Annotated in this window: 9 protein-coding genes and 1 pseudogene; 3 read left to right on the forward strand and 7 right to left on the reverse strand. The window is 74.5% G+C overall.

The genetic code is table 11. The annotated features are described in order from the left end of the window. Window positions 1-6: 6 nt before the first annotated feature. Together LIV55_RS14175 and LIV55_RS14180 are read right to left on the reverse strand one after the other, a co-directional pair. Window positions 7-1,761, reverse strand: a complete 1,755-nt coding sequence (locus tag LIV55_RS14175; protein ID WP_229300692.1) for a phospho-sugar mutase — start codon at window positions 1,759-1,761, stop codon at window positions 7-9. Between the two features lie 11 nt (window positions 1,762-1,772). Then, the gene (locus LIV55_RS14180; protein WP_229300693.1) at window positions 1,773-2,612 is read right to left on the reverse strand and encodes a purine-nucleoside phosphorylase; all 840 of its coding nucleotides are present in this window, start codon (window positions 2,610-2,612) and stop codon (window positions 1,773-1,775) included. Between the two features lie 7 nt (window positions 2,613-2,619). Between LIV55_RS14180 and LIV55_RS14185 the strand changes: the two are divergent. Continuing rightward, a pseudogene (locus LIV55_RS14185) lies at window positions 2,620-4,083 on the forward strand (NAD(P)H-quinone dehydrogenase); the annotation flags it as partial. 62 nt (window positions 4,084-4,145) lie between these two features. Further along, entirely contained in the window at window positions 4,146-4,424 is a 279-nt protein-coding gene (locus LIV55_RS14190) for a hypothetical protein (RefSeq protein WP_123091156.1), read from the forward strand. 95 nt (window positions 4,425-4,519) lie between these two features. Here LIV55_RS14190 and LIV55_RS14195 read toward each other — a convergent pair whose 3' ends face one another. Next, entirely contained in the window at window positions 4,520-6,301 is a 1,782-nt protein-coding gene (locus LIV55_RS14195) for an acetyl/propionyl/methylcrotonyl-CoA carboxylase subunit alpha (protein ID WP_123091155.1), read from the reverse strand. A 111-nt stretch (window positions 6,302-6,412) separates the two neighbouring features. On the opposite strand from LIV55_RS14195, the gene LIV55_RS14200 reads away from it, so the two are divergent. Then, entirely contained in the window at window positions 6,413-7,264 is an 852-nt protein-coding gene (locus tag LIV55_RS14200; protein WP_229300694.1) for an aldo/keto reductase, read from the forward strand. Between the two features lie 63 nt (window positions 7,265-7,327). On the opposite strand, the gene LIV55_RS14205 is transcribed toward LIV55_RS14200, so the two are convergent. Genes LIV55_RS14205 through LIV55_RS14220 form a run of 4 tightly spaced genes read right to left on the reverse strand, consistent with a single transcriptional unit; the run spans window position 7,328 to window position 13,404 of the window. Continuing rightward, window positions 7,328-8,635: an SAM-dependent methyltransferase gene (locus tag LIV55_RS14205; RefSeq protein WP_229300695.1), complete on the reverse strand. Its 1,308-nt coding sequence runs from the start codon at window positions 8,633-8,635 to the stop codon at window positions 7,328-7,330. Beyond that, window positions 8,632-10,095 (reverse strand): FAD-binding oxidoreductase, encoded by a 1,464-nt coding sequence (locus LIV55_RS14210; protein WP_229300696.1) that lies wholly within the window; start codon window positions 10,093-10,095, stop codon window positions 8,632-8,634. The genes LIV55_RS14205 and LIV55_RS14210 overlap by 4 nt, the downstream gene beginning before the upstream one ends. 40 nt (window positions 10,096-10,135) lie before the next feature. Next, window positions 10,136-12,697 (reverse strand): DUF4153 domain-containing protein, encoded by a 2,562-nt coding sequence (locus LIV55_RS14215; RefSeq protein ID WP_229300697.1) that lies wholly within the window; start codon window positions 12,695-12,697, stop codon window positions 10,136-10,138. Further along, window positions 12,697-13,404, reverse strand: a complete 708-nt coding sequence (locus LIV55_RS14220) for a response regulator transcription factor (protein WP_123091151.1) — start codon at window positions 13,402-13,404, stop codon at window positions 12,697-12,699. The genes LIV55_RS14215 and LIV55_RS14220 overlap by 1 nt, the downstream gene beginning before the upstream one ends. Between the last annotated feature and the right edge of the window lie 83 nt (window positions 13,405-13,487).

The following is a 13,487-nucleotide window of genomic DNA, read 5'->3' on the forward strand; positions in this document are numbered from 1 at the left end:
GGCCCGTCACAGCGCCGTGAGAGCGGTGAGGTCCGCGCGCAGGGCGGCGAGCCGCTCGTCCGCGACCGACCGCGCGCCGACGAGGTCGTCGCCCCCAACCTGCTCGACCGCCTCGAGGTAGACCTTGAGCTTGGGCTCGGTGCCCGACGGGCGCACGATGACCCGCGAGCCGTCGGCGAGGTACCAGCGCAGCGCGTCCGTCGGGGGGAGGCCGTCGACGCCGGTCGCGAGGTCGTCGCACCGGGTCACCTCGACCCCCGCGACCACGGTCGGGGGTGCCGAGCGCAGCCGCTGCATGATCGGGGCGACCTGCTCGACCCGCTCGACCCGCACGGAGAAGCTGTCGGTCGCGTGCACGCCGTACTCCCGGTGCAGGTCGTCGAGGACGTCGAGCAGGGTGCGCCCGTGCGACTTGAGGATCGCGACGTGCTCGGCGACGAGCAGCGCGGCGCTCACGCCGTCCTTGTCCTTGACCCACTGCGGTGCGACGCAGTAGCCGAGGGCCTCCTCGTATCCGTAGGCGAGCCGGTCGACCTTGCTGATCCACTTGAAGCCGGTGAGCGTCTCCTCGTGGCGCACGCCCACCCCTGCGCACATCGCGGCGAGCAGGCGGGAGCTGACGATCGAGCACGCGAAGGCGTGCCCCTGCGGCACCCCGCGCATGATGAGGTGGCTGCCGAGCAGCGCGCCGAGCTCGTCGCCGCGCAGCAGCCGCCAGCCGCCCTCGACGTCGGGGCTCGGCACGGCCACCGCGCACCGGTCGGCGTCGGGGTCGTTGGCGATGAGCACGTCGGCGTCGGCACCCCGGGCAGCGGCGAGCGCGAGGTCGAGCGCGCCGTCCTCCTCGGGGTTGGGGAAGGCGACGGTGGGGAAGTCGGGGTCGGGCTCGGCCTGCTCGGCGACGAGGACCGGCTCGGGGAAGCCGGCCCGGTCGAGCGCCGCGGTGACCGTCTCCGTGCCCACGCCGTGCAGCGCGGTGTGGACGATGCGCACGTCGCGCGGCGAGCCGGCGGGCACGAGCGAGGTGATCGCGTCGAGGTAGGCGTCGACGACCCCCTCGTCGAGGGTCACCCACCCGTCCTCCGCGAGCGGCACGTCGGCGGTGCGGCGGATCGCGGCGATGTGCCCGGCGATCTCGGCGTCGACGGGGGGCACGATCTGGCTGCCGTCGTGGAGGTAGACCTTGTAGCCGTTGTCCTGCGGCGGGTTGTGGCTCGCGGTGACCATGACGCCGGCGTCGGCCCCGGTCCACGGCGTCGCGAAGGCGAGCACGGGCGTGGGCAGGGTGCGCGGCAGCACCATCGCGCGCCCGCCGGCGGCGGTGACGACGGCGGCCGTGTCGCGCGCGAAGACGTCGGAGCCGTGGCGGGCGTCGTAGCCGATGACGACGACGGGCACGTCCGCCGGGGCGAAGGGGGAGCCCCCCTCCTCGGCGCCCGCGCGGGCCGCCTGGTCGGCGGCGATCGTCGCGGTGAGGCCGGCGGCCGCACGGATGACGACCGAGCGGTTCATCCGGCTGGGCCCTGCGCCGATGGCGCCGCGCAGCCCGGCGGTGCCGAACTCGAGCATCCCGCTGAAGCGGTCGGCGAGGTCGGCCAGGGCAGCCTCCGCGCCGGGGCCGCCGGCCGCGGCGACGTCGACGACGTCGAGCAGCTCGGCGCGGGTCTGGGGGTCGGGGTCGTCGGCGGCCCAGTCGCGGGCCGCGTCGAGCAGGTCGGAGTCCGCGGACGCGGCGTCGGAGTGTCGCCCGGTGTAGCTCATGGCGGGCCCGGTCAGATCCGGCCGACGATGTCGGCGAGCAGCCGGCCGCAGCGCTGCGCGGCGGCCTGCCCGGCGGCGACGACCTCGTCGTGCGAGAGCGGCTGGTCGCTCACGCCGGCGGCGTGGTTGGTGACGAGTGAGATGCCGAGGACCTCGAGACCGGCCTGGCGGGCGGCGATCGCCTCGAGCGAGGTCGACATGCCGACGAGGTCGCCGCCCAGGGTGCCGGCCATCCGCACCTCGGCCGGGGTCTCGTAGTGCGGACCGCGGAACTGGACGTAGACCCCTTCGTCCAGACCCGGGTCGACCTCGCGAGCCACGGCGCGCAGCCGGCTCGAGTACAGGTCGGTGAGGTCGACGAAGGTCGCGCCCTCGATCGGCGAGGTCGCCGTGAGGTTGATGTGGTCGCTGATGAGGACCGGGGTGCCCGGGCCCCACTCGGGGCGCAGCCCGCCGCAGCCGTTGGTGAGCACGACGGTCGAGCACCCGGCGGCGGCCGCGGTGCGGATCGCGTGCACGACGGCCCGGACGCCGCGACCCTCGTAGTAGTGCGTGCGGGTGCCGTAGACGAGGGCGCGACGCCCCGTCTCGCCGATGGCGACCGAGCGCATGACGCCCGAGTGCCCCGCGACGCTGGCCCGGGCGAAGCCCGGCACCTCGTCCTGCTCGATGCTCGCGAGGGTCTCGCCGACGAGGTCGCCGGCCTGGCCCCACCCCGAGCCGAGGACGAGGGCGACGTCGTGACGCGGCGCCCCGGTGCGCTCCGCGATCACCGCTGCTGCGGCACGGGCCACGTCCACCGGGTCGGTCGCGGGGTCGTCGAGGTCGAGGGCGGCGGGGTCGTCATGCACGGGGGGCAGGCTATCGCGGGCTGAGCGGCCACCGCCGCGCCCCGGCCGGGGTGGTTGGATGGGGGCCGTGACGACGCGCGACAGCTCTGTGGTGATCATCGGCGGCGGCCCCGGCGGGTACGAGGCGGCCCTCGTCGCCGCGCACCTCGGTGCGCGGGTGACCATCGTCGACCGCGACGGCATCGGCGGCGCGGCGGTGCTCACCGACTGCGTGCCGAGCAAGACCCTCATCGCCACCGCCGACTACATGTCGGCCTTCGAGACCGCGGCTGACCTCGGCGTCCACCTCGAGGACGGCGAGGGCGACGCCGTCACCGACACGGTCGCCGCCCTGGGCGAGGTCAACCGCCGCGTGCTCGACCTCGCCGCCCACCAGTCCAGCGACATCTCGGCCCGTCTCGACGAGGTCGGGGTGCGGGTCGTCTCCGGCACGGGCCGTCTCGAGTCGCCCGGTGTCGTCGTCGCGACGACCGACGAGGGGGACGAGCGGCTCGAGGCCGACGTCGTGCTCGTCTCGACCGGTGCCACCCCGCGCGTGCTGCCCACGGCGCAGCCCGACGGCGAGCGCATCCTCACGTGGCAGCAGATCTACGGGCTCACCGAGCTGCCCGAGCACCTCGTCGTCGTCGGCTCGGGCGTCACCGGTGCCGAGCTCGCGCAGGGCTTCCTCGGCCTGGGCGCCCGCGTCACCCTCGTCTCCTCGCGCGACCTCGTCCTGCCCGGGGAGGACCAGGACGCCGCGGCCGTCATCGAGGACGTCTTCCGCAGGCGCGGGATGACTGTGCTCAACCGGTCGCGGATGGCCTCCGCCGAGCGCCGCGGGGACGGCGTCGTCGTCACCCTCACCGACGGCCGCGAGGTCGAGGGCAGCCACGTGCTCATCGCCGTCGGTGCCGTGCCGCAGACCTCGGGCCTCGGGCTCGAGGAGGCCGGGGTCGAGCTCAGCGAGTCCGGGCACGTCGCCGTCGACCGCGTCTCGCGCACGTCGGTGCGCGGCGTCTACGCCGCCGGCGACTGCACCGGCGTCTTCGCACTCGCCTCCGTCGCGGCCATGCAGGGCCGGATCGCCATGTCCCACGCGCTCGGCGACGCGGTGGCGCCCCTTCGTCTCGGCGCCGTGAGCGCCAACGTCTTCACCGACCCCGAGATCGCCACGGTCGGCATGACCGCGGCGCAGGCCGAGGCCAGCGAGGAGGTCGAGGCCGTGACGATGCCGCTCGCGCGCAACCCGCGGGCGAAGATGCTCGGCATCTCGGAGGGCTTCGTCAAGATGTTCTCGATGCGCGGCGCGGGCACCGTGCTCGGGGGCGTCGTCGTCGCCCCGCGCGCCTCGGAGCTGATCTTCCCGCTCTCCCTCGCGGTCCAGAACAGGCTGAGCGTCGACCAGGTCGCCGCCACCTTCACCGTCTACCCCTCGCTGAGCGGCACGCTCGCCGAGGCGGCCCGGCGCCTGCACCCCACCGAGGCCTGATCGCGGCGTAGCGTCGGGAGCGGCCCGGCGGAGCGTCCGCCGGGACCGATGAGGAGGCCCGGATGAGCGACCAGCAGATCCCCGCACCCAACCCCGTCCCGCCCGCGCAGGGCGATGCCCAGCCCGGCGACCCGAACGCCCCCGCGGTGCCCGGCGAGACCCCGGGCGGCGAGCCGAGCCCGCTGCCCGGTGTCACCCCCGAGCCCCAGCCGGGCGGCACGCCGACCCCGGGGCCGCCGCCGCAGAGCGACCCCGACCCGCTGCCGGGCACCCAGCCTGAGTTCGACCCCCAGACGCAGACCGACGGCACCCCGCCCGGTGGCGAGGAGCTGCGCGGCTGAGCGGGCGGCGCGCGAGCGCCCGTCGCACCACCGCACGACGAAGGGGGGCGGTCACCGATCCGGTGACCGCCCCCCTTCGTCGTCCGCGCGGAGGGTCAGGCGCCGTCGGCATCCTTGATCTCGGCGAGGACGGCGCCGTTGCTCACGGTGGCCCCGACCTCGGCGGCGAGGCCGGTGATGGTGCCGGCCTTGTGCGCGGTGATCGGCTGCTCCATCTTCATCGCCTCGAGCACGAGGACGAGCTCGCCCTCGGCGACGCTCTGCCCCTCCTCGACGGCGACCTTGACGATCGTGCCCTGCATGGGTGCGGTGAGGGAGTCGCCGGAGGCGGCGGCGCCGCCGCTCTTGCCGCCGCTGCGGCGGGGGGCCTTCTTCTTGGCGGTGGCACCGCCACCGCCGCCGAGCGCGAGCCCGGCGGGCAGGACGACCTCGAGGCGCTTGCCGCCGACCTCGACGGTGACGCGCTGGCGCTCACCGGTCTCCTCGCCCTCGGCGACCTCTCCGCCGTAGGGGGCGATGTCGTTGACCATCTCCTCCTCGATCCAGCGCGTGTGCACGGAGAAGGCCTCCTGCGGGTCCGCGGGGGCGAAGGCGGGGTCGGAGACGACCTTGCGGTGGAAGGGCAGGACGGTCGGCATGCCCTCGACCTGCAGCTCGTCGAGCGCACGGCGGGAGCGCGCGAGGGCCTGCTCACGGGTGCTGCCGGTGACGACGAGCTTGGCGATCATCGAGTCGAAGGCGCCGGCGACGGTGTCGCCGGCGACGATGCCGGCGTCCCAGCGCACGCCCGGGCCCTGCGGGATCGTCATCGCCGAGACGGTGCCCGGGGCGGGGATGAAGCCGCGGCCGGCGTCCTCGCCGTTGATCCGGAACTCGAAGGAGTGGGCGCGCGGGGCGGGGTCGTCGAAGCCGAGCTCCTCGCCGTCGGCGATGCGGAACTGCTCGCGCACGAGGTCTATGCCGGTGACCTCCTCGGTCACCGGGTGCTCGACCTGGAGGCGGGTGTTGACCTCGAGGAAGCTGATCGTGCCGTCCTGGGCGACGAGGTACTCGCAGGTCCCGGCGCCGACGTAGCCGGCCTCGCGCAGGATGGCCTTCGAGGCGCGGACGAGCTCGGCGTTCTGCTCGTCGGTGAGGAAGGGCGCGGGCGCCTCCTCGACGAGCTTCTGGTTGCGGCGCTGCAGCGAGCAGTCGCGGGTCGAGACGACGACGACGTTGCCGTGCTGGTCGGCCAGGCACTGGGTCTCGACGTGGCGCGGGCGGTCGAGGAACTTCTCGACGAGGCACTCGCCGCGGCCGAAGGCGGTGACCGCCTCGCGCACCGCGGACTCGTAGAGCTCGGGGATCTCCTCGAGGGTGCGGGCGACCTTGAGGCCGCGCCCGCCACCGCCGTAGACCGCCTTGATGGCGACCGGCAGCCCGAACTCCTGGGCGAGCGCGACGACCTCGTCGGCGTCCTTGACCGGGTCCTTCGTGCCGGGCGCGAGAGGCGCCTGCGCCTTGACGGCGATGTGCTTGGCCTTGGCCTTGTCGCCGAGCGCGTCGATGGCCTCGGGGGAGGGGCCGATCCAGGTCAGTCCGGCGTCGATGACGGCCTGGGCGAACTCGGCGTTCTCGGCGAGGAAGCCGTAGCCGGGGTGGACCGCGTCCGCGCCGGCCTGCCGGGCGACCTCGATCAGCTTGTCCTGCAGCAGGTAGGAGTCGCCGGGCGTCGTGCCGCCGAGGGCGTAGGCCTCATCGGCCACCGTGACGTGCAGCGACTCGCGGTCGGGGTCTGCGTAGACGGCGACCGAGCCGATGCCGTGGTCCTTGCACGCGCGGGCGATACGGACTGCGATCTCGCCACGGTTGGCGATGAGGACTTTGCTGATGGCCATGAGGGGGACTGTAGCGGGGTCGTGCGGGCGCCGGTCGTGAGGTGACTATGACCTGGACAACGGCCCGCGCGAGGGGGCCGGGCCGGGGCTGCAGCGCCTAGGGTCGAGGACATGGCTGATGTGAAGAACGTGCACCTCGACCCCTCCTCCGGCGGCGTCGACATCCCCCAGCTCGGCTTCGGCGTCTTCCAGGTCGACGACGACCAGGTCGAGGCGCCGGTCGCGGCTGCGCTCGGTGCCGGCTACCGGCACATCGACACCGCGCGGATCTACGGCAACGAGGCCGGCGTGGGCCGCGCGCTCGAGCACGCGCCGTACCCGCGCGAGGACATCTTCGTCACGACGAAGCTCTGGAACGACGACCAGGGCGACGTCGACACCGTGCGCACCGCGCTGCGCGGCTCGCTCGAGCGCCTCGGCCTCGCACAGGTCGACCTCTACCTCATGCACTGGCCCGTCCCGGCGGCCGACCGCTACGCGCAGGCGTGGCGCTCGCTGCTCGCGGTCCGCGAGGAGGGACTGACCCGGGCCGTCGGCGTGTGCAACTTCGAGCCCGAGCACCTCCAGCGCGCCAGCGACCTCACCGGCATCATGCCGGCGATCAACCAGGTCGAGCTGCACCCGTACTTCCAGCAGCGCGAGCTGCGCGACTTCCACCGCTCGCACGCGGTCGTCACGCAGGCGTGGAGCCCGCTCGGCCAGGGCGGCGAGCTGCTCCAGGACGAGGTGATCCTCGACCTCGCCCGCAAGCACGACGCGACCCCGGCGCAGGTCGTCATCGCCTGGCACCTCGCGCTCGACCACGTCGTCATCCCCAAGTCGGTCACCCCTTCGCGCATCGCGGAGAACTTCGCGGCGACCGAGGTGACCCTCGACGACGACGACCTCAAGGCCATCGAGGGCCTCGACCGCGCGGACGGGCGCATCGGCCCGGACCCGACGACCTTCGGCAAGGACGCCTGAGCGACGGCTCGACGGCGAAGGACCCGACCAGGTGGTCGGGTCCTTCGTCGCGGGGGGGCCGGGCTAGCCGCCCCACCACGGGCGAAGGGGGACCGGTGCGGGCCGACGCGGTGCCAGCGGCCGCTGGGCGAGGACGTGGAAGAGCTCGGTGACATCGGTCTCGAAGCCGTACTGGCAGGCGCCCATGTACAGGCCCCACAGCCGGGCCTTCGGCTCGCCGACCTCGGCGACGCACTCCTCCCAGTGCTCGACGAGGTTCGCGCACCAGCCCGCGAGGGTGCGTGCGTAGTGCTGGCGCAGGTTCTCGGCGTGGTGCACCTCGAGGCCGGCGTCCTGGATCGCCGCGAGGACCGTGCCCCCGGCGCTCAGCTCGCCGTCGGGGAAGACGTAGCGGTCGATGAAGCGGCCGGCGCGGGCCGGCCCCACGGTGACCGGCCGGGTGATGCAGTGGTTGAGGAAGAGCCCGCCGGGGCGCAGCAGCTCGCGGACCTCGCCGAAGTACTCGCCGTAGTGGTCGCGCCCGATGTGCTCGGTCATCCCGATCGAGCTCACGGCGTCGAAGTCCCGCTCGGGCACGTCGCGGTAGTCCTGCAGGCGCACCTCGGCGAGATCGCCCAGACCCTCGCGCTCGATCTCGCGCTGCGCCCACGCGGCCTGCTCGGCGCTGAGGGTGACGCCGAGCGCGCGCACCCCACGACGGGCGGCATGGCGCACCATGCCGCCCCACCCGCAGCCGAGGTCGAGGAGCCGGTCGCCCGGGGCGAGCGCGAGCTTGTCGTGCACGAGGCGGTACTTGTGCTCCTGCGACTGCTCGAGGGTCGCCCCCTCGTCGGGGTAGACGGCGCACGTGTACGTCATCGACGGCCCGAGGACGAGCTCGTAGAAGCGGTTCGACACGTCGTAGTGGGAGGAGACGACCTCGAGGTCGCGGGCCCGGGTGTGCCGGCGCAGCCCGTGCAGGGCCCGCTGCCAGCCGGGCGGTGCCTCGAGGTCCGGGACCGGTGGGCGTCGCACGGCGGACGGCCCGAGCGAGCGGGCCACCCGGGCCAGGGTGCGGGCGTCGGGCCGGCGGGCGACCTCCTTGCGCAGGTGCTCGAGGACGGCGAAGAGGTCGTGCGGGGCTCCGGGGTGCACGCCCCCGAGCCGCAGCTCGCCGGAGAGGTAGGCCCGGGCCAGCCCGAGGTCGCCCGGCGCGGTGACGACGTGCTGCACCGCGCGCGGGGAGAGGACCTCGATCTCGAGGCGGGCGTCCGCGGAGCCGAAGACCGAGCCGTCGTAGGCGCACACCCGCAGCGGCGCGTCGACGGGCAAGAAGGCCTGGAGGATCTCGGCGACGCTCATCCGGTCGCGGGTCGTCGTCTGCGTCGTCATCGTCGTCGGACCGCCTTGTCGTAGAGGGTCGGGAAGCGGGACCCGGGGTCGAAGCGGGTCTTGAGGCGGTGCGCGTGATCACCGCCGTAGAGGGCGGCGAAGGTCGCCTCGTCGTAGAAGGCCTCCGAGTAGAGGGACTTGTGCCCGCCCATGCGCCCCACGGCCTGCTCGACGGCGCGGTTGCAGGCGCTGGGGTCCCCGGGGGTGGCGGGCACCGTCGACCAGAAGCCGATGTTGACGTAGGTGCGCCCGGGACGAAGGGGGTAGAGCGGCCACGGGCGGTCGGCGCCGGGGGCGTCGGAGCTCTCGAGCAGCCGCAGCGGGCACAGCCACACCGGCTCGACCGGCACCTCGGCGAGGAACCACCGCAGGAAGTCCGCGGTGCGACCGACCTCGACCTCGACGTCCTGGACCACGCGCTCGCGGGGCGGGCGGCCGGCACGGCGCTCCAGCCGGTCGGCGACCGCGAACCGGCGGTCGAGGGCCACGAGACGCCAGTAGACGCTGCTGCGCAGCCATCGTCTCGGCCACAGCCGCCGCACGCGTGGGTCCTGGGCGCCGAAGGCGCGCGAGCACCAGAACCAGTCGGTGTCCCAGCGCCACACGTAGTCACGGATCGTGAGGCGGTCGTGGGTCGTGCCGCTCGGGTGCTGGAGCGAGCGGTAGTAGACGTGCCGACCCGTGTAGTCGCTCGTCGGCCCCGGCTCGTCGCTCCACCGGGCGAGGACGACGTAGCACTCGTCCGCGGCGAAGACGACGGCGTCGACCGCGTCCACCCGCTCGCCGTCGTGCGCGCCGGTCTCGGCCACCCGGGCGAGGGTGTCCTGCACGGCGTCGAGGTCGTCCAGGCGCAGCGAGCGCAGGGCGACGAAGGGGGGCACCTCCTCGAGCTCGATGCGCAGCCGCACCGCGTAGCCGAGGCTGCCGTAGGAGTTGGGTAGGCCGCGCCACAGGGCCTGCTCGTCGGCGGTCCCGTCGGGCGAGGCGGTGACGACCTCGCCCGTGCCGGTGAGCACGTCCATCGACAGCACCGACTCGTGCGGCAGGCCGTGACGGAAGGAGGTCGACTCGATGCCGAGGCCGGTGACGGCACCGCCGAGGGTGATCGTCTTCAGCTGCGGGACGACGAGCGGCAGGAGCCCGTGCGCGAGGGTCGCGTCGACGAGCGTCTCGTAGGTGCACATCCCCTGGACCTCGGCGGTGCGGGTCGCCGGGTCGACCTCGACGACCCCGGTGAGACCGCTCGTGTCCAGGCCGGGCCCGCGTGCGCGCGAGCGCTCGCGGAAGAGGTTCGAGGTGCTCTTGGCCAGCCGCACCTGCTGCTCGGCGGGGACCGCTGCGAAGGAGGCGAGGAGACGGTCGACCCCCTCCGCGTGCGCGGACCACCCCACGCACGCGGAGGCGTGCGTGGGGCGCACGAGGCGGCTCAGGGTCGCCAGTGACGAGGTCGCTGGACGCATCGGCGTCAGGCTACGCCCGACGTGCGACGGCCGTGGGGGACTAGGACCAGCGGGGTCCGGACGGGCAGGTCGCGGCGGCCGGGTCACCGACGTAGACGCGGGCGATCTCCTGGGCGCGGTGCCGCGAGAGGTTCCACGCCGGCACCCCCTCGTCCGGGTCGGACCACCGAGCCAGCGCGCAGGCCTTGACGTCTCGGGGCAGCGAGCTCGCGTGGATCGTCGGCGCGGCGTCCGCGCTCATCGACGTGAGGTACTCGGTGTCGATCCGCCCCGTCGCCTCGTAGCGCGCGATGTTGCGCCCGGCGACGAAGGCGGAGACGTCGCCGACCGTGAGGACGAGCATGGTCGCCGCACCGGTGAGGACGACGAAGCGGCCCGACCACCGCCGCCAGGGCACGTAGAGCGAGACGAGGACGCCGAGGAGCACGACGCCGAACCAGATCTCGAGCAGGTCCGCGGCCACCCGCGTGACGGTCCACCCGTAGGCCTCCTGGTAGAGCGCCATGCGGCGCAGGGCCGAGCCGACGACGAGCAGGGCGAGCACGCACAGGGCGGTGCAGAGCCCGGTGCGCAGGCGCCGGTCGGCCGCGCGCTCCGCGCGACCCCACGTGCGCACGAGGCTGACGAGCCCGATCGTCAGCGCGGTGACGAGGGCGAGCTGGGCGAACCCCTCGCGGGCGGACTCGGCGTAGGTGACTCCGGTCGTGCGCAGCACGTACTCGTGGCCGCCGACGAGCGAGGCGGCCTGGGCCGCGAGCCAGGCGACGAAGGCGGCGATGACGACGACGAGCGGCACCTGCCACTCCCGCGGTGGCACCCGGTAGCCGACGGCCGCGCTGGGCTCGACCGCGTCGACGGCCGGCGGGTTGATCGCGACGTAGAGACCGCACAGCGTGACGCCGGCGAAGAAGACGAAGGTGAAGACCCGGAAGACGGCGTCGTCCCCGATCTCCGGCAGCGCGGCGTCGACCCAGGAGCCGAGCACGGCGTCGGAGCTGGCGAGCAGCCCGCCGAAGACGAGGAGCAGCACGAGCGAGATCGCGGCCACCCGCACCGTCGACCACACCTGTCCCCGGCGTGCGCTCGCCCGCAGGGTCCGGTCGAGCAGGGGCAGGCCGCGCAGCGCGGCGGCCGGCCAGGCGAGGACACCCGCGGCGACACCCGGCAGGGAGCGGGCGCCGGTGCACGCGAGCATCGCGAGCACCGCGGCGGTGAGCAGGGCGAGGACGACGAGCCCGAAGTCGGCCCGCAGCACCGTCGTCAGGGCGAGCGGCACCGCGAGCGCGGCGACGACGAAGGAGAGCGGGCGCGACCGGCGCGGCGAGGCGACCCACAGGCTCACTCCGCCCGCCACGAGGACGAGGAGCAGCCCGAGGCCGGGGTCGTGCCCGGGGAGCACGACGGCGGCGAGCGCGCCGACGGCCAGCGCCACCCCGACGGCCCGCGTCTGCGGGCGCTCGTCGCGCTCCGGCCACCACCGGCGGACCCAGCCGCGGGGCTGGTCGAGCACGTCGGGCAGCGGTGCGACGGTCGGCACCGTCGGTGCGGGCAGGGCGGGGTCGGGTGTGCTCATCACGGGCTCCTGGAGTCGGGCGGAGGGGTCGAGGGGCAGGGTCATGCGCAACCGGGCGCCGGGGGAGGAGCCCTCTCGGGGCGGGAGGGCCTCGACCCGGCCGCCGTGCATCGCCGCGACCCAGCCGACGATGGCCAGGCCGAGCCCGGTGCCGCCGGCCGCGTCGCCACCGCTGCCGAAGCGGTCGAAGAGACGCTCCGCGCGGTCGGGCGCGAGGCCGGGCCCCTCGTCCTCCACGGTGAGCGACCAGTGGTCGGGTCCGGCCAGCGCCGCACGAAGGGTGACCGTGCCCGCCTCGGGGGAGTGGCGCAGGGCGTTGTCGACGAGGTTGGCGAGCACCTGCTGCAGGCGACCGCGGTCGGCGGTGACGACGAGGTCCTCGGGGTCGACGCGCGCGACGAGCTCGACCGAGCGGCTCTGGAGCGCGGCCTCGCCGACGGCGCGGTCGAGGAGCTCGCGCACGGGGACGCGCTGCGGGGTCATCGGCGCGCCGCGCCCGTCGTCGCGGGAGAGGTCGAGCAGGTCGGCGACGAGCGCCCCGAGCCGCTCGGACTGGTGCAGCGCCTGCTGCAGCGCGGCGTCGTCGGGTGCCGTGACGCCGTCGACGAGGTTCTCCAGGAGGGCCTGCTGCGCCGCGAGGGGGGTCCGCAGCTCGTGGGCGACGGTCGCGACGAGACGACGCCGGTGCTCGTCCGCGGCGCCGAGGTCGCGGGCCATCGACGACAGCGCCCGCGACAGGGCGCCGATCTCGGCGGTGCCCGAGTCTGTGACCCGTACGTCGTAGTGGCCGTCCGCGACCCGGCTCGCCGCCGCCGTCATCTCGCGCAGCGGGGTCGTCATCCCCGTGGCGAGCCAGCGCGTCACGACGAGGGCAAGGGCGATGGTCACCGGCAGCGAGATCCACAGCGGCACGCCGACGTCGGTGCCCAGCGCACCGACGAGCGCGGCGACGACGACGCTCGCGCCGACGAGCACGGCGAGCCGGGTCCGGATGGAGGTGACACCCGCGAGGGGCTCGTGACGGTCCATCACGGCGTCTCGTCGGCCAGGGCGTACCCGACTCCGTGGACGGTGCGCAGACGGTGCGCGCCCACCTTCGCCCGGACCGCCTTGACGTGGCTGTCGAGGGTGCGGCTGCCCAGGCTCTCGTCCCAGCCCCACAGCTCGGCGACGATCCGCTCGCGCCGCACGACGGTGCCGGGGTCGGCGCAGAGCAGCGCGAGCAGGTCGAACTCCGTGGGCGTGAGGTGCACCTCCGTGCCCTCGACGGTGCAGCGACGGGTCCGCGGGTCGAGCTCCAGGCCGTCGTGCCGCAGCACCGGCGTACCCGGGTCGGCGAGCTCGCGGGCGCGGTCGACCCGGCGCAGCAGGGCGTGCACGCGGGCGAGCACCTCGCGCATCCGGAAGGGCTTGGTGAGGTAGTCGTCCGCACCGAGCCCGAGACCGAGGACGACGTCGGCCTCCTCGTCGCGGGCGGTGAGCACGAGCACCGGCACGGGGCGCAGCGGCTGGATCCGGCGCATCACCTCGAGGCCGTCGAAGCCGGGGAGCATGAGGTCGAGGACGACGACGTCGGGCGCGGTGCGCTCGAAGGTGTCGACCGCGCCCGGTCCGTCGACCGCCCGCTCGACGGCGAAGCCCTCCGCGGCGAAGCGGTCGCACAGGGCCTGGTTGATCGTCGGGTCGTCCTCGACGACGAGGACGCGACGTGGCGCGGGGACGGGATCGAGCGGCATGAGCCCAGGCTAGGGAGCCCCACCTGCAGGCCTTCGGAGGTCGATCTGGAGATCTCGTGGAGATCCTGCCCCCTCCGACAAAA

Origin of the sequence: Janibacter melonis (assembly GCF_020567375.1) — a bacterium.
Lineage (GTDB): Bacteria > Actinomycetota > Actinomycetes > Actinomycetales > Dermatophilaceae > Marihabitans > Marihabitans melonis.